Origin of the sequence: Nonomuraea sp. NPDC049309 (assembly GCF_043196965.1) — a bacterium.
In the GTDB taxonomy this organism is placed as follows: Bacteria; Actinomycetota; Actinomycetes; order Streptosporangiales; family Streptosporangiaceae; genus Nonomuraea; species Nonomuraea fastidiosa.
Genome location: NZ_JBICSH010000003.1, coordinates 524,896 through 541,570 on the forward strand (window position 1 = coordinate 524,896; position 16,675 = coordinate 541,570).

Genomic DNA, 16,675 nt, shown 5'->3' on the forward strand with positions numbered 1-16,675 from the left:
CAGAAGCGCCATGCCACCCTCTCCGCAAGGGGACGAGGGCACGAGCCGGCGACCACTGCTTGAGATCGTCATTCCCGCCTACAACGAGGAAGGACGACTACCCGGGGGGCTCCTGCAGCTGTGCGCGAAGCTCGCCCGCATGCCGTTCCCCGCTTCCGTCATCGTCGTGGACAACGCCAGCACGGACCGTACGGCCGAGATCGTCGAGAACTGGCCGCGCGGCCCCGTGCCCGTCCGGCTCGTCCGGTGCGCGAGGCCCGGCAAGGGAGCCGCCGTACGCGCCGGGCTGCTCGCCACCCGCGCGCCCTACGTCGGCTTCCTGGACGCCGACATGGCCACCGATCTCGATGCCATCGACCTGGCGCTCGGGCTGCTGCTGTCCGGCGAGCGCGTGGTGATCGGGTCGCGCGCCCACCGGGACTCCCGCGTGGAGAACCGGCACAGCCGGATCCGCGAGCTGGGCGCGTACGGGTTCCGCGCGCTGGCCGGCGCGCTCGTGCGCGGTGTCGGCGACACCCAGTGCGGCTTCAAGTTCTTCGACGGCCCGCTCGCCCGCGAGTGCGCCGAGCTGCTGCGCACGCCCGGCTTCGCCTTCGACATCGAGCTGCTCGCCCGCTGCGCCGAGCGGGGCGGCCGGATCACCGAGATCCCCGTGCGCTGGCGCGACATGCCGGGCTCGCGCTTCTCCCCGGCCCGGCACACCGCGGGCATCGTGCTGGAGCTGGGCAGGATCTGGCTGCGGCTGCGCACGAGGCCCGGATCCGCCGCGCGGACGGCGTGGGAGCCGCCGCTCGACCCCGTCGGATATCCGTGAAGATCGCTGTCGTCAACTGGCGTGACCCCTGGCATCCCCAGGCGGGCGGCGCCGAGACCTTCGCCTGGGAGTCGGCCCGTCGCTTCGCGCGGGCCGGCCACGAGGTCACGTACGTCACCGCCCGCGCTCCCGGGCAGCGCGGAAGCGAGCTCGTGGAGGGCGTGCGCTTCGTGCGGATGGGCGGTGTCTTCACCGTCTATCCGCTGGTGCTGGCCTGGCTGCTGCTGCGCAGGGGCCGCTTCGACGCGGTGCTCGACTGCCAGAACGGCATCCCGTTCTTCACCCCGTGGGTGGTGCGGCGGCGCACGCGGGTGGTCTGCGTGGTGCACCACGTGCACGACCGGCAGTTCGGCGTGCACATGCCGGGCTGGCTCGCGGCCTTCGGGCGCTTCCTCGAAGGGCCGGTCTCGCGGTGGAGCTACCGGCGGCACGCGAGCGTGGCCGTCTCGCCGTCCACCGAGCGCGCCATGCGTGAGCGGCTCGGGTGGCGGGGTCCCGTCCACATCGTGCCGAACGGGGTGAGCGTCGTCTCGCCGGGACCCGCCGGGAAGAGCCGCGAGCCGCGCCTGGTCTGCCTCGGGCGGCTGGTCGCGCACAAGCGGGTGCACCTGCTGCTGGACGCCGTCGCCGAGCTGCGTGAGCAGCACCCGGACCTGGCCGTGGACATCGTCGGCCGCGGCCCCGAGGAGGCGGCGCTGCGGGCCCGGCTGCCCGAGGGCGTCACGCTCCACGGCTACCTGCCGGAGGAGGAGAAGGCTCGGGTGGTCGCGCGGGCCTGGCTGCACATCAGCGCCTCCCAGGGCGAGGGGTGGGGGCTGAGCGTGCTGGAGGCCGCCGCGCTGGGCGTGCCGACCGTGGCCTTCGACGTGGACGGGCTGCGCGACGCCGTACGGCCGGGGGAGACCGGCTGGCTGCTGCCGGAAGACGGCGAGCCTGTTCAGGGGCTGGCCAAGGGGATCGCCGCCGCACTCGACGAGCTGGACGAAACTTATAGCGTGAAATGTCGGGCATGGGCTGACCGCTTCTCCTGGGACCACAGCGCCGAACGCCTCCTCGCGCTCCTGCACGGCGCCGACCCCGGCCCCGACCCGCACTTCGGGCGGGAGCGCTCATGAGCTCGCCCGCCAGGCCGCCCGCGACCGGGCGGATCAGAACCCTGCCGCCCGCTCCCACGCTGCTGCCCACCGACAAGCTGGTGGCCGGGCGGCGCATCGGCGCGGGCCGCCCGGTGGGCGAGGCCGCCAGGCGGCGGATCTGGCTGCTGCTGTGCTGCTTCGGCTTCGCGCTGCTCGCGTTCACCACCCGGCCGGGCCACCTCATCTCCGACACCAAGATGGACCTCGCGCTCAACCCGGCCGGCTGGCTCGAGCGCGCCGCCCACCTGTGGGACCTGCAGCACTTCGGCCAGCTGCAGAACCAGGTGTCCGGCTACATCTTCCCGATGGGCCCGTTCTTCGCACTCGGCGACCTCGCGGGGATCCCGCCCTGGGTGACGCAGCGGCTGTGGCTGACGCTGCTGATGTGCGTGGCCTTCCTCGGCGTCGAGCGCCTGGCGGGACGGCTCGGCATCGGCTCGCCGGGCACCAGGATCGCGGGGGCGCTGGCGTACGCGCTGGCCCCGCGCACGCTGTCGATCATCGGGGAGATCTCCGTCGAATGGCTGCCCGCCGCGATGCTGCCGTGGATCCTGCTGCCGCTGCTCACCGCGTCGGAGACCGGCCAGCGGGCGCGCGGCGCGATCAGGTCGGCGCTTGCGGTGGCGCTGTGCGGCGGCGTGAACGCGGTCGCCGTGCTGGCCGTGCTGGTCGCGCCCGTACTCTACATCCTCACCAGGCCGCGCCCGGTGCCGCGCTGGCGGCTGCTCGGCTGGTGGTCGGGCGCGGTCGCGGTGGCCACCCTGTTCTGGTCGCTGCCGCTGCTGCTGATCGGCCGGTACGCGTTCTCGTTCCTGCCGTACACCGAGACCGCTGAGACCACCACGGCCGTCACCTCGCTGACGAACGTGCTGCGCGGCGCCTCCGACTGGGCGCGCTACCTGCCGCTGAACGGCGTGCTGGAGCAGCCGCCGGGGTTCAGGATCGCGACCGCGGCCTCGATGGTCGTGGTCACGGGCGTGATCGCGGCGCTCGGCCTCGCCGGTCTCGCCCGCCGCGACCTGCCCGCCAGGGGCTTTGTGGTGACGCTCTTCCTGGTGGGCGTGGCCGCGCTGGTCGCCGGGCACGCGAGCGCGCTCGAGCCGGTCACCGCCGAGGCGGTGCGCTGGCTGCTCGACGGGCCGCTCGCGCCGCTGCGCAACCTGCGCAAGTTCGACCCGCTCGTCCGGCTCGCGCTCGCCTTCGGGTTCGCGCACCTGCTGGCGCGTCACGCCAGGCTGCCGGTCCGTACGATCGCCGTCGCCGCCTGCACCGCGCTCGTGCTGCCGGTCTTCAACCAGGGCCTGGCCGCGCCCGGCGACTTCAAGGAGGTGCCCGCACACTGGCGCGAGGCCGCCGCCTGGCTCGACCGCAACGCGGGCGACGACGGCGTGCTGGTCGTGCCGGGCGCGAAGTTCGCCGAGTACGTCTGGGGCCGCCCGATGGACGAGCCGCTCCAGGCGCTGACCACGGCCCGCTGGACCACCAGGAAGATCGAGCCGCCCGGCTCGGTCGGCCTGACCCGGCTGCTCGACGCCATCGACCTGCGCCTCGCGTCGGGCCGCGGCTCGGCCGGGCTGACCGAGGTGCTGCGCAGGCTCGGCGTGCGCTACCTGCTCGTCAGGAACGACCTCGTCAGGCCGAACCTCCAGGGCGCCTGGCCGTCGCGCGTCTACGAGGCGCTGCGCGAGTCGCCCGGCATCACGAAGGTGCGCTCGTTCGGCGAGCCGGTCGGCGACCAGGAGACCGACGACGCGGTGAACATGCTGGACCCGGCCTTCCCCGCGCTGGAGCTGTACGAGGTGACGGGCGCCGCCGACCTGGTCTCCGTGCGCCCCGCGGCCGATGCGCTGGCGGTGCGCGGCGCGCCGGAGTCGCTGCTCACGATGGGCGACCTCGGCCTGCTGGACGATGAGCCGGTGCTGGTCAACGGTGACGCGGGCACCCGCGAGGCGCCCACCGTGGTCAGTGATGCGCTGCGGCTGAAGGAACGCTCGTTCGGGGAGCTGCGCACGAACCGGTCGCCGACGCTCACCGCCGGCCACAAGAGCGACTTCGACGGGGTCAGGGCACTCGACCTGCTGGAGGAGGGCTGGCTCGACGAGGCCGCGGTGGCCGAGTACGACGGCATCGCCGGCATCAGCGCCTCCTCATCGGCCGCCGACCCGTACGCGCCGGCCGGGATCAGCAGCAGCGGGCGCGGCCCGTACGCCGCCATGGACGGCAACGCGAAGACCGGCTGGGAGAGCGACGGCACGAAGGACCCGCGCGGCGAGTGGCTGCGGGTGGACCTGCGCGGCCGGATGCGGATCCCGTACGTGAACATCATGTTCGCGCCCGACCTGCTGCTCGGCCAGGCCGTCTCCCGCGTCGCGGTGGAGACCGAGGCGGGCAGCCTGGTGCAGGACGTCGCCCGTACGACGGACCCGCAGCGGCTGCGCGTGCCGGACGGGCCGACGAGCTGGGTGCGGATCAAGGTGGCCGCCACCGCCTCCGGCACGTGGAGCTACGGCCAGCGCGTCGGCGTGGTCGAGCTGTCGATCCCCGGTGTCACGGCCGGGCGGACGATCCGGCTGCCCGGCGAGGACGGCGACGTGTACGTCATGGACCGCGGCCTCGACGGGCGGCCCGCCTGCATGCGCAATCCGCGGCGCTGGGTCTGCAACGAGGTCACGCTGGCCGAGCAGAGCGAGGAGACCGGGTTCGACCGCACTTTCCATGCCGATGAGGCGGGGAGCGTGACCGTGCGGGGCACGGCCGTGCTGCGCGACCCCGAGCTGATCGACCGCTACACCCGCATCCGTGCGGACCTGACCAGCGTGACCGGCTCGTCCCAGCTCAGCGAGGACGCGGTCGTCTCGCCCAGGTCGGCCTTCGACGGCGACGACAGCACCACGTGGATCCCCGCCGCCGACGACAAGGAGCCCGTGCTCACCGTCGCGTGGAAGAAGCCGATCACGGTCTCCCGCGTCCAGATCGGCCGTCCCGGAGGCGATCAGGGCCCGCTCGACGTGATCGTCAGCGGCGACGGCGGGCAGGTGCGCGGCGGCCGTGTGGACGAGCACGGCATCGTGACGTTCAAGCCGATGAAGACCCGCACGCTCAAGCTCCGCTTCACGCCGTTCGCGCAGCGGCTGCAGGTGACCGAGCTGATCATCCCCGGCGTCGATCCCGTCGGGCGGCCCGGCGACGTGCCGCTGCGGCTGAGCTGCGGCTTCGGCCCGGCCATCGAGGTGAACGGCCGCACGATCCCCACCAGCGTCACCGGCACCCACGCCGACCTGCTCGAACAGCGGCCCGTCCGGATCACCGGCTGCGAGAAGGCGCGGCTTTCCGCCGGCGACAACCGGGTGCGGGTGGCGGGCTGGGACCCGTACGCGATCGACGCGCTGGTGGTCGGCGCGCTGCCCGAGCGGACGCCCGGTGTGGAGGGCGGGGTGGTGCAGAAGACCTGGACGCCCACCGAGCGCGAGGTCGAGGTCAGCGCGCCCAAGGACTCCTTCCTCGTCGTCAACGAGAACTTCAACGCCGGCTGGCGGGCGAGCATCGGCGGCGAGACGCTCAAACCGGTCAGGATCGACGGCTGGAAGCAGGCATGGGAGCTGCCCGCGGGCACCACGGGCACCGTGATGATGGAGTACCTGCCCGACCGGGTCTACCGGCTCGCGCTCCTGCTGGGGCTCACCGGGATCGCGCTGCTCGCACTGGCCGCCGTGGTGCTGCGGGGGCCGCGTCCCGAGCACGTGCGCGAGACCGCCGCCGCCGCGGCGGCCCGGCTGTCGTGGCCGCGGGCGCCGTACGTGGTGGTGGCGGCGCTGGCGTTCGGCGGCTGGACGGCGAGCTGGCCCGGCATGCTGGCGGTGCTCGGCGCGCTGCTGGTGACCCTGCTGCTGCGGGCCAGGCGGTGGCCCGCCCACTGGGCGGCGGCGGGCGCGTGCTGCGCGGCGGCGCTGTCCCTGGCCGCCGCGATGACGCTGCGCGAGTACGGCATCGACGTCGAGCTGCTCATGGACCACGTGCCGCAGCTCGCCTCGTGCGCGGCGGTCGGCGTGCTGTTCGGGCAGCTCGTCAGCGCGCCGGCGCGGCGGGAAGAGCGGCGCGAGCTGCCGGCGGCGAGGCAGGTGCTGACCGGTGTCGGCTGAGCTTGAGCGCGCTCACCTCGATCAGGTGGTAGCTGCCGACGCTCAGCAGCATCGTCACCACGAACGAGATCACCGCGACGCTGGTGAAGTCCGCCTGGAACGGCTGCGCGCCGGTCAGCTTGAGCTGCAGCGTGATCACCGGCGCGTGCCAGAGGAAGAAGCTGTAGGAGATGCGGCCCAGGTAGGCCGCGACGGGGTTGCCGAGCACCCGGTTGCGCAGCGACTCCGGCCTGGAGGCCAGTGCGAACGGCGCCACCAGCAGCACCGACACGGCCGTCTCCAGGGCCATCCGCCACAGCGACTGCGACAGCGTGGGGATCACGAGGGTGCGCGGGCCGGCCAGCTCGGTGCTCAGCAGCACGTACAGCAGGCCCGCGAGGACGAGGAGCTGCGGGGCCAGCGACTCGATCACCCGGCTGTGCCCGATCCACACCGACAGCACCGCCATCGCCATGCCGCAGCCGAAGAACACCAGGTGGTACGGCAGCAGCAGGGCGAGGTCGGGCAGCTCGGCCAGCCGGGCGACGACCACGGTGACCACCGAGATCGCCGGCAGCACCGAGATGCCCGCGAGCAGCCGCACCGGGCGGTTGCCGCCGCGCGCCCACCGGTGCAGCGCCCAGGCCAGCACCGGCAGCACCACGTAGAAGGACATCTCGATGGGCAGCGTCCACATCTGGTAGAGCCCGTCGGGCGTCGGATCGTCGGGGAAGAAGTTCTGCGCGAGCAGCATCCACTTCAGCCAGCCGGTCCAGTCGTAGGAGGTCCACGCCCACAGGGCGAGCGCGCTCACCAGCCAGTAGACGGGCATGACGCGCAGCACCCGGCGCCACAGGTAACCGAGTGGCCGCGGGCGTGGCGTATCCTCGATCACCGCGCGCGCCCACGGGCGGTAGAGCAGCAGGCCCGACAGGAGGAAGAAGATGGGGACGGCGACGCCGAGGCGGCTCATCAGCCAGTTGAGCATGCCGTCGCGGTACATGACGCCGGTGTTGCTCCCGACGTGCAGCAGCCAGACGCCGAGCGCGGCCACCGCGCGGATGCCGTCGAGTGCGGCGTCCCTGCCCTTCATCCACGCTCCAGATGTCCGCTGCCGATTGCCGAAACTACGATAGAACTTGTTTCTATCGATTTGGTTGCGGTGGTTCCGCCGCCGCTGACCGGTGGCACCCCCTGTCATACTTTGATGCTCGACGAACGCACCGAACGACAACATGTTCTACAATGCGGAGGCCTCGATGGGTCGCATCTCCACGCTCGTCCTCATCGGGTTCGGGGCTTTCTTCATCGCACTGGCGCCGCTGCTGAGGTTCTGGGCGGCCGACAAGATCATCTCCGCGCCCGCCGACCAGTTCGGCATCTCGCGGCTCGAGGCCAAGGACGCCCGCTACTTCTCGCTGCAGGATCTCAAGGTGCTGACCGGTGACCTCGACATCATCGTCACCACCCGCGGCGACGTGAAGGAGGCCACCAGTGAGCGGGTGGTCTGGGACGAGGCCATGGTCGTCAACGACGTGACCAACAAGCGGCCCCTGATCGAGCTGACCGAGCGGCGCAGCGCCTTCGACCGCTACACCGGCGAGGCGCTGAACTGCTGCGGCGCGAGCGTCGAGAAGACGCCGGTGCAGATGGAGGGGCAGGTCTACAAGTTCCCGTTCAACGTGGAGAAGAAGACCTACAAGGTGTTCAACGCCACCGCGCAGAAGGCGTTCGACGCGCACTTCGTCCGCGAGGACACGGTCAACGGCCTGCCCGTCTACGTCTTCGAGCAGCAGGTCCCGCCCACCAAGACCGAGACCCGCACCGCCCCCGCCAACGTGCTCGGCATCAAGGACGCCACCGGTGACGTGCAGGTGGACCGCTGGTACGACGGCAAGACCACGTACTGGGTCGAGCCGGTCACCGGGTCTCCCGTGCGGCAGGAGGTGCAGCGCCACGAGGTGCTGAAGACGCAGGACGGCGTCGAGCGCTCCGACGCCTTCGTCGCGACCGCGAAGATGACCGACAAGACCGTGGAAGAGCTGGTCGACAACGCCCAGCAGGCGAAGAACGCCATCAACCTGCTGAAGAACGTCATCCCGCTGGTGCTGCTCATCGTCGGTGTGGTGCTCGTCGTGGCCGGCGTCGTCCTGGGCCTGCGCCGCCCGGCCGCCGCCTGAGCCCCGCGTACGTTCCGGGCCCGTTCCGCGGGAACGGGCCCTTTTTCATGGCCGCGGGCGTTCTGGTTGGAACAAGTTGCAATTTGATGTTACCCGTGAGTAGAGGACCGAGGATTCCACGCTAGAACGCGTTGCAGTTCGCCGTATGGCGGACGTATCGTCGGGCCATGCGGACACGCGTCACGGACATGTTCGGAATCGAGTTTCCGATCTTCGCGTTCAGCCACTGCCGGGATGTGGTCGCCGCCGTCAGCAAGGCCGGCGGCATGGGCGTGCTCGGCGCGCTCTACTTCACCCCGGAAGAGCTCGAGATCGAGCTCACGTGGATCGACGACCACGTGGACGGCCGGCCGTACGGGGTGGACGTCGTCATGCCCGCCTCGTACGAGGGCGCGGACTTCGCGCCCGGCGAGCTGGTCGGCCGCCTCCAGGCGATGATCCCCGACGGCCACCGGGCGTTCGTCGAGAACCTGCTCGCCCGGCATGGCGTGCCGCCGCTGTCCGGGGACGCCGACCCCGGCAAGGTGCTGCTCGGCTGGACCGACGCCACCGCGCGCCCGCAGGTCGAGGTCGCCCTGCGCCATCCCATCGCGCTGCTCGCCAACGCGCTCGGCCCGCCGCCCGCCGACGTGGTCGAGCTCGCCCACGCCCACGGCGTCAAGGTCGCCGCGCTCGCCTCCACCCCGCGCCACGCGCTCAAGCAGGTCGAGGTCGGCGTGGACGTCGTGGTCGCCCAGGGCGCCGAGGCCGGCGGGCACACCGGCGAGATCTCCACCATGGTGCTCATCCCGCAGGTCGTGGACGCGGTGGACGTGCCGGTGCTGGCGGCCGGCGGCATCGGCAACGGCCGCCAGATGGCCGCCGGGATGGCGCTCGGCGCCGAGGGCGTCTGGACGGGCTCGATCTGGCTCACCGTCGAAGAGGCCGACACTCCCGAGATGGCCAGGCGGCGCATCCTCGAGGCCACCTCCCGTGACACCGTCCGCTCCCGGAGCTGGACCGGCAAGCCCGCCCGGCTGCTCAAGAACGCCTGGACCGAGGCGTGGGAATCCGCGGAGTCGCCGGGCACGCTGCCGATGCCGCTGCAGTTCATGCTGGTCTCCGACGCCCTGCGCCGCATCGGCCGCTCCGATGCCGCCGAGCTCGCCACGTTCCCCGCCGGCCAGATCATCGGCATCACGAACCGGGTCCGGCCCGCCAGAGACGTCGTCTACTCCCTGGTCGAGGAGTACGCCGAAGCCTGCACCCGCCTCCAGCACCTCACCACCGGCTGAGCCACCGTGTGCCGGCGTCGGGTGTCACCGGCCCTCATAGCGGGCGGGGCGGTTTTCGCGCCAGGCGCGGGTGCCCTCCTTGGCGTCCTCGGAGCCGATCACCGGCCAGCCCAGCTCGTCCGACACCTTCAGGGCCTCGGGCTCGGAGAGGCCGAGCGTGTCGCGGTAGGTGCGCAGGATGGCCTGGACGGCGAGCGGGCCGGAGGCGGCGACGTCGTCGGCCAGCTCGCGGGCCGCCGCCAGCGCCTGGCCGTCGGGGACGACGCGGTTGACCAGCCCCATCGACAGCGCCTCCGCCGCCGTGATCGCGCGGCCGGTCAGCAGGAGGTCCATGGCGTGGCAGTAGGGGATCTGGCGCGGCAGCCGTACGGCGCTGCCGCCCATCGGGAACAGCGCCCGCTTGGCCTCGAAGAGCCCGAGCGTCGCCGACTCGGCCACCACCCGCAGGTCGGTGCCCACCAGCAGCTCGGTGCCTCCGGCCACCGCGTAGCCCTCGACCGCGCTGATGACCGGCTTCGTGGGCGGGTCCTCGCGCAGCAGCCCCTTCCAGTGGAAGCCGGGGATCTTCGCGGCGCGGGCCTGCACGCCGGGGTCGCTCGACGGCTGCCCCATCGCCTTGAGGTCGGCCCCGGCGCAGAACGTGCCCTGCGCGCCGGTGAGGATCGCCACCCGCACGCCGGGCTCCTCGGAGGCGTACGCCCACGCCGAGGCCAGGCCGATCAGCATGTCCGCGGAGAGCGCGTTGCGGGCCTCCGGCCGGTTCATGGTGACGATGAGAACGTGGCCGTCGCGTTCGATCCGGCAGTGCGGCGTGCTGATCGGCAAAAGCTCCACTGAGGCCTCCGTACGTCGCTAGATCAAGCGCTTGCTCAGGACTTTGGCCCAGGATACGCTCCCACCAGAAACGAGAACAGGTTCCTGTTTTGCCCGCCCAACGCTGAGGAGATCAGATGGGCACGCTCGGTTTCTGGAGGCTCGCGCAAGCGGATCCCGAGTGGATCGCGGCCGTGGACCCCGACGGCAGGCAGCACCGCGCGGGCGATCTCCTGGCCCGGGCCAACCGGCTCGTGCACGGGCTGCGCGCGCTCGGCCTCCGGCCCGGCGACGTCATCTGCGGCCTGGTGCCCAACAGCGCCGACGGCCTCGTCCTCTACCTGGCGGCCCTGCAGGCGGGCTGGTACTACACGCCGGTCAACTGGCATCTCACCGGCCCGGAGATCGCCTACATCGTCTCCGACAGCGAGGCCGAGGCGTTCTTCGTGCACCCGCGCTTCCTCACCGAGGGCGCGCGCGGCGCCGAGGCCATCGCGCCCGACCGGCGCTTCTCGATCGGCGGCGACGCCCCGGGGTTCCGCCCGGAGAGCGACCTGACCGGCGGGCGGCCGGACACCGCGCCCGAGGATCGCACCGCCGGCGCCACCATGCACTACACCTCCGGCACCACCGGCAAGCCCAAAGGCGTCAGACGGCCGCTCAGCGGCCTGGACCCGGACGACGGTGCGGAGCTGATGACGTTCCTGCTCGCGCTGTTCGGCATCACGCCCGGCCGCCCCAACGTCCACCTCGTCACCTCGCCGAGCTACCACACGGCGGTCACCCAGTTCGGCGGCACCGCCCTGCACATGGGCCACACGCTCGTCTACATGGACCGCTTCGACGCCGAGGAGATGCTGCGCCTGTGCGAGCGGCACCGCGTCACCGGCTCTCACCTGGTGCCGACGCACTTCAAGCGGCTGCTCGCGCTGCCGGAGAAGACCCGCGCCGCCTACGACCTGTCCTCGCTGCGCTGGATGATCCACGCCGCCGCCCCCTGTCCCGTCCCGGTCAAGCGGGCGATGCTCGACTGGTGGGGCGACTGCGTGTACGAGTACTACGCCGCCACCGAGGGCGGCGGCACCCTCGCCACCCCCGAGGACTGGAAGGCGCACCCCGGCACGGTCGGCAAGCCCTGGCCCATCAGCGAGCTGCTGATCGCCGACGAGCAGGGCGAACCGGTGCCCACCGGCACCCCCGGCACGATCTACATGAAGATGATGGGCGCCGCGTTCGAGTACAAAGGCGACCCCGACAAGACCGCCGCGAACCGCCTCAAGGACTTCTTCACCGTCGGCGACATCGGCTACCTCGACGACGACGGCTTCCTCTACCTGTGCGACCGCAAGGCCGACATGATCATCTCCGGCGGCGCGAACATCTACCCGGCCGAGATCGAGAACGAGCTCATGGTCCACCCCAAGGTGGCCGACGTCGCCGTGTTCGGCATCCCCGACGAGGAGTGGGGCGAACAGATCAAGGCCGTCGTCGAGCCCGCCCCCGGCGCCGTGCCGGGACCCGAGCTGGCCGCCGAGCTGCTGGCCTCGCTGGCGGGCCGCCTGTCCAGGATGAAGTGGCCCAAGAGCATCGACTTCATCGCCGAGATGCCCCGCGAGCCCAACGGCAAGCTGCTCAAACGCAAGCTCCGCGCCCCGTACTGGGAGGGACACGACCGTGCCATCTGATCCGCTGGTCGCGCAGCACGTCCTGGAGTTCCCCGGCGGCTACACCCGCACCACGGGGCCGGTGATCGGCCGCTTCCTCAGCGAGTTACGCGCCCGCCGCCTCGTCGGCGTGCGCACGGCGGAGGGCCGCGTGCTGGTGCCGCCCCTCGAGTACGACCCCGCCACCGGCGAGCCGGTCACCGGCGAGTACGTCGAGGTCGGCCCGGCGGGCACGGTCACCACGTGGGCCTGGGTGGACGAGCCGCTGCCCGGCCACCCCCTCGACCGCCCCTTCGCCTGGGCGTTCATCCGTCTCGACGGCGCCGGCACCGACCTCGTGCACGCCGTGGACCCCGGCAACCCCAAGGCGCTGCGGCAGGGCCTGCGCGTCTGGCCGGTCTGGAGCGACAGGCCCACCGGTCACATCACCGACATCTCCCACTTCGTCCCCGAGGTCTCCCAGATCCGCGCCGGCATTCGCACCGAATACCGCATCAGGGCCGGCGGCGCGCTGCGGGTCTTCCTCGAAGGCATCGAGCGCGGCGTCCTCCTCGGCGGGCGCTGCGCGCGCTGCGACAAGGTGTACGTGCCGTACCGGTCGGCCTGCCCCGAGTGCGGCACCGCCATCCCGGACACCGTCGAGGTGCCCGACACCGGGACCGTCACCACGTTCGCCATCAACAGCCTGCCCGACCCGAGGGCGCCTCAGGTGCCGTTCGTGTCGGCGTACATCCTGCTCGACGGCACCGACATCCCCATGATCGCGCTCGTCGGCGACGTGCCCGCCCACGAAGTGCGGCAGGGCATGCGCGTCAAGGCCGTCTGGGTCCCCGAGGACGAGCGCACGGCGTCCATGGCGAACATCCGCTGGTTCGCCCCCACCGGCGAGCCCGACGTGGAGCTGTCATGAGAGAAGTGGCGATCGTCGCGTTCGCGCAGACGCGGCACACCGATCACGACACCGGCCTCAGTGAGCCCGAGATGATCGCCCCGGTGATCGACGAGGTCAAGGAGCGCACCGGCCTCACCCGGTTCGGCTTCACCTGCTCGGGAAGCTGCGACTACCTGGCGGGGGCGCCGTTCTCGTTCGTCTCCGCGCTCGACGCGCTGGCCGCCTGGCCGCCCATCTCCGAAAGCCACGTCGAGATGGACGGCGCCTGGGCCCTGTACGAGGCATGGGTCCGCCTCCAGCACGGCGACGTCGACACCGCCCTCGTCTACGGCTTCGGCAAGTCGTCGCTCGGCGACCTGCGCACGATCATGACGCTCCAGCTCGACCCCTACTACCTGGCCCCGCTCGGCCTCGACCTGCTCTCCTACGCGGCGCTCCAGGCCGCCGCCGTCGGCGCGGAGCCGGAGGAGCTCGACGAGATCGTCCGCCGCAGCCGGGCCGACGGGCGCGCCAACCCGTACGCGCTCGACCTCCCCGAGCCCGAGCCCGGCGGCGAGAACTACGCGGTGCGGCCGCTCAGGAAGATCGACGTGCCGCCCGTCACCGACGGCGCCGCCGCCGTCGTGCTCGCCGCCGGAGACCGCGCCAGGGAGCTGTGCGACGGCCCCGCCTACATCACCGGCATCGCGCACCGCGTCGAACCCCACTACCTCGGCCTGCGCGACCTCGCCAGGTCCGGCTCGGCCGCCGACGCCGCCCGCGCCGCGGGCGTCGCCAAGGGACCCGTCGAGGTGGCCGAGCTGCACGCCCGGTTCCCCCACGAGGAGCTGATCCTGCGCGAGGCGCTGGAGCTCGGCGGCGACACCGTCATCAACCCCTCGGGCGGCCCGCTCGCCGCCGACCCCGTCATGGCCACCGGCCTCATCCGCATCGGCGAGGCCGCCCGCCGCATCCACGATGGCACCGCGCGCCGCACCGTCGCGCACGCCGCCGTGGGACCCTGCCTGCAGCAGAACCTCGTCACCGTTCTGGAGGCCCGATGAACAGGTGCGCGGTCATCGGCGTCGGCCAGACCCGCTACACCACCAAGCGGCGCGACGTCTCCATCGCCGGGCTCGTCCGCGAGGCGGCGCTGCGGGCGCTCGACGACGCCGGGCTGACGTTCAAGGACATCGACGCGGTGGTCGTCGGCAAGGCGCCCGACCTGTTCGAAGGCGTGATGACGCCCGAGCTGTACCTCGCCGACGCGCTCGGCGCGGCCGGCAAGCCGCTGATGCGCGTGCACACCGCGGGCAGCGTCGGCGGCTCCACCGCCATCGTCGGCGCCTCGCTCGTCCAGGGCGGCGTGCACGACCGCGTCCTCGTCGTCGCCTTCGAAAAGCAGTCGGAGTCGAACGCCACCTGGGCCCTGTCCACCCACCTGCCGTTCAGCTCCTCGCTGGTCGTCGGCGCGGGCGGCTACTTCGCCCCGCACATCCGCGAGTACATGCGCAGATCCGGCGCGCCCGGCCACATCGGCACGCTCGTCGCGGTCAAGGACCGGCTGAACGCGCTGAAGAACCCGTACGCGCACCTCAAGATCCCCGGCATCGACCAGAAGATGGTCGAGTCCACGCCCATGCTCTGGGAGCCCATCCGCTACCTGGAGACCTGCCCCTCCAGCGACGGCGCCTGCGCGCTCGTCCTCGCCGCGGAAACGGCCGTCACCGGCACGCCCGCCTGGGTGCACGCCACCGCCATGCGCTCCGAGCCGATCTTCCGCGCCGGGCGGGACACCGTGAACCCGCAGGCGGGCAAGGACTGCGCCGCCGACGTCTACCGCCAGGCCGGCATCACCGACCCGCGCCGCGAGATCGACGTGGCCGAGGTGTACGTGCCGTTCTCCTGGTACGAGCCGATGTGGCTGGAGAACCTCGGCTTCGCCGCCGAGGGCGAGGGCTGGAAGCTCACCGAGTCGGGCGCCACCGCGCTCGACGGCGACATCCCGTGGAACGCCTCCGGCGGCGTGCTCTCCAGCAACCCCATCGGGGCGTCCGGACTGATCAGGTTCGCCGAGGCCGCGCTCCAGGTGCGCGGCATGGCCGGCGAGCACCAGGTGGACGGCGCCCGCACGGCGCTGGGCCACGCCTACGGCGGGGGCGCCCAGTTCTTCGCGATGTGGATCGTCGGACGGGAGAGACCCTGATGGAGTTCAACCACGCCGACCTGTTCGAGGGGCTCGCGGACGCGATCGGGGAGCGCACGGCCATCGTCTGCGGCGACCAGCGGCGCACGTACGCCGAGCTCGACGCCGAAGCCAACCGGCTCGCCCACTACCTCACCGGCCTCGGCGTCCACCCCGACCAGCACGTCGGGCTGCACCTCTGCAACGGCGTGGAGTACGTCGCCGGCCTGCTCGCCGCGCTGAAGATCCGCGCCGTGCCGATCAACGTCAACTACCGCTACGTCGAGGCCGAGCTGCTCTACCTCTACCGCGACGCCGACCTGCGGGCGCTGGTCTACGACGTGGAGTTCGAGCCGCGCGTGGCCGCCGTCGCCGGGCAGGCGCCGCTGCTCGACCACCTCATCGCCGTGGGCGGGCCGCCGTCGATCGGCGGGGCCGTGCCGTACCCGGCCGCCCTGGAGCGCGGCAGGCCAGAGCGCGGCTTCCCCGCCCGTTCCGGCCAGGACCTCTACATCATCTACACCGGCGGCACCACCGGTCTCCCCAAGGGCGCGATGTGGCATGTCGAGGACCTGTTCATGGGCTTCGGCGGCGGCAACCCGTACGGCGCGCCGCGCGCCACCCCGCAGGAGGTCATCGACGCGGCGATCGAGGCCACCCCGATGGTGATGATGGCCGCGCCGCCCCTCATGCACGGGGCGGCGCAGATGGCCACGTTCATCGCGTTCTGGATGGGCTCGACGATGGTGTACGTGCGCAAGTTCGACGCCGCCGAGGTCTTACGCGCCATCGGGCGCGAGCGCGTGACCACGCTCAACATCACCGGCGACGCCATGGCCCGGCCGATCGCCGACGAGCTGGAGTCCGGCTCGTACGACGTGTCCTCGCTCTTCGTGATCAGCTCGACCGGCGCGATCCTGTCGGGCGCCGTCCGCGACCGGCTCCAGGAGCTGCTGCCGAACGTGATGATCCTCGACAACTTCGGCTCCACCGAGTCCGGCTACACCGCCTCCGCGGTGGCCGGCTCGTCGCCCGAGAAGGGCCTGCGCTACCAGCCCAACGCCGTCGTCCGGCTGGCCGTGCTCGACGAGCGCAACCGGCCCGTCGAGCCGGGATCCGGGCGGATCGGCACCGTCGCCCGGTCGGGGCGGGTCGCGTTCGGCTACTACAACGACCCGGAGAAGACCGCCCGCACGTTCGTCACCGACGAGGAGGGCACCCGCTGGCTGCTCACCGGCGACCTCGCCACCGTCGGGAAGGACGGCACCGTGAGCGTCTTCGGACGCGGCTCCCAGTGCATCAACACCGGCGGCGAGAAGGTGTTCCCCGAGGAGGTCGAGGCGGTGCTCAAGGGGCATCCCGCCGTGTTCGACGCCGTGGTGACCGGGGTGCCGGACGAGCGGTGGGGCAGCCGGGTGGCCGCCGTCGTCGAGCTGCGGCCCGGCGTGGAGGTGACGCGGGAGGAGCTGGACGCGCACTGCAGGACGCTGCTGTCGGGGTACAAGGTGCCCAGGACGTACGCGTTCGTGGACGAGATGGTGCGCTCGCCCGCCGGGAAAGCCGACTACCGGTGGGCCAGGGAGACCGCCGCGAACGCCTCCTAGCCGTTCCGGATACGCG

At 72.2% G+C, this 16,675-nt stretch carries 12 protein-coding genes; 10 read left to right on the top strand and 2 right to left on the bottom strand.

Annotated features, from left to right (window positions below; all coding sequences use genetic code 11):
* The first annotated feature begins 10 nt into the window (after positions 1-10).
* The 3 genes from ACGFIM_RS23030 to ACGFIM_RS23040 are packed head-to-tail and all read left to right on the top strand — an operon-like array spanning position 11 to position 6,089.
* Positions 11-814 carry a glycosyltransferase gene (locus ACGFIM_RS23030; RefSeq protein ID WP_393203376.1) on the top strand — a complete coding sequence of 268 codons (804 nt, stop codon included), beginning with the start codon at positions 11-13 and terminating at the stop codon, positions 812-814.
* Positions 811-1,929: a glycosyltransferase family 4 protein gene (locus tag ACGFIM_RS23035; RefSeq protein WP_393203378.1), complete on the top strand. Its 1,119-nt coding sequence runs from the start codon at positions 811-813 to the stop codon at positions 1,927-1,929. Before ACGFIM_RS23030 ends, ACGFIM_RS23035 begins: the two co-directional genes overlap by 4 nt.
* Positions 1,926-6,089, top strand: coding sequence for an alpha-(1->3)-arabinofuranosyltransferase family protein (locus ACGFIM_RS23040; RefSeq protein ID WP_393203380.1), 4,164 nt, complete (start codon positions 1,926-1,928; stop codon positions 6,087-6,089). The genes ACGFIM_RS23035 and ACGFIM_RS23040 overlap by 4 nt, the downstream gene beginning before the upstream one ends.
* Here ACGFIM_RS23040 and ACGFIM_RS23045 read toward each other — a convergent pair.
* Entirely contained in the window at positions 6,016-7,161 is a 1,146-nt protein-coding gene (locus ACGFIM_RS23045; RefSeq protein ID WP_393203382.1) for an acyltransferase family protein, read from the bottom strand. The genes ACGFIM_RS23040 and ACGFIM_RS23045 overlap by 74 nt on opposite strands.
* A gap of 166 nt (positions 7,162-7,327) precedes the next feature.
* On the opposite strand from ACGFIM_RS23045, the gene ACGFIM_RS23050 reads away from it, so the two are divergent.
* Both ACGFIM_RS23050 and ACGFIM_RS23055 read left to right on the top strand, forming a co-directional pair.
* Complete coding sequence (locus ACGFIM_RS23050) at positions 7,328-8,248, top strand: DUF3068 domain-containing protein (protein ID WP_393203384.1); 921 nt, start codon at positions 7,328-7,330, stop codon at positions 8,246-8,248.
* A gap of 167 nt (positions 8,249-8,415) precedes the next feature.
* Positions 8,416-9,522, top strand: a complete 1,107-nt coding sequence (locus ACGFIM_RS23055) for an NAD(P)H-dependent flavin oxidoreductase (RefSeq protein ID WP_393203386.1) — start codon at positions 8,416-8,418, stop codon at positions 9,520-9,522.
* 24 nt (positions 9,523-9,546) lie between these two features.
* Here the strand turns inward: ACGFIM_RS23055 and ACGFIM_RS23060 are convergent, their stop codons facing one another.
* Entirely contained in the window at positions 9,547-10,356 is an 810-nt protein-coding gene (locus tag ACGFIM_RS23060; RefSeq protein WP_393203388.1) for a crotonase/enoyl-CoA hydratase family protein, read from the bottom strand.
* 116 nt (positions 10,357-10,472) lie between these two features.
* Between ACGFIM_RS23060 and ACGFIM_RS23065 the strand changes: the two genes are divergently transcribed.
* The 5 genes from ACGFIM_RS23065 to ACGFIM_RS23085 are packed head-to-tail and all read left to right on the top strand — an operon-like array spanning position 10,473 to position 16,659.
* Positions 10,473-12,020: an acyl-CoA synthetase gene (locus ACGFIM_RS23065; RefSeq protein ID WP_393203390.1), complete on the top strand. Its 1,548-nt coding sequence runs from the start codon at positions 10,473-10,475 to the stop codon at positions 12,018-12,020.
* On the top strand, positions 12,010-12,909 hold the full coding sequence (locus ACGFIM_RS23070) for a Zn-ribbon domain-containing OB-fold protein (protein ID WP_393203392.1): 900 nt from the start codon (positions 12,010-12,012) through the stop codon (positions 12,907-12,909). Before ACGFIM_RS23065 ends, ACGFIM_RS23070 begins: the two co-directional genes overlap by 11 nt.
* Positions 12,906-13,934, top strand: coding sequence for a lipid-transfer protein (locus tag ACGFIM_RS23075; protein WP_393203394.1), 1,029 nt, complete (start codon positions 12,906-12,908; stop codon positions 13,932-13,934). Before ACGFIM_RS23070 ends, ACGFIM_RS23075 begins: the two co-directional genes overlap by 4 nt.
* Positions 13,931-15,076, top strand: coding sequence for a thiolase domain-containing protein (locus tag ACGFIM_RS23080; RefSeq protein ID WP_393203396.1), 1,146 nt, complete (start codon positions 13,931-13,933; stop codon positions 15,074-15,076). The genes ACGFIM_RS23075 and ACGFIM_RS23080 overlap by 4 nt, the downstream gene beginning before the upstream one ends.
* Positions 15,076-16,659, top strand: a complete 1,584-nt coding sequence (locus tag ACGFIM_RS23085) for an acyl-CoA synthetase (protein ID WP_393203398.1) — start codon at positions 15,076-15,078, stop codon at positions 16,657-16,659. Before ACGFIM_RS23080 ends, ACGFIM_RS23085 begins: the two co-directional genes overlap by 1 nt.
* Positions 16,660-16,675 lie beyond the last annotated feature (16 nt).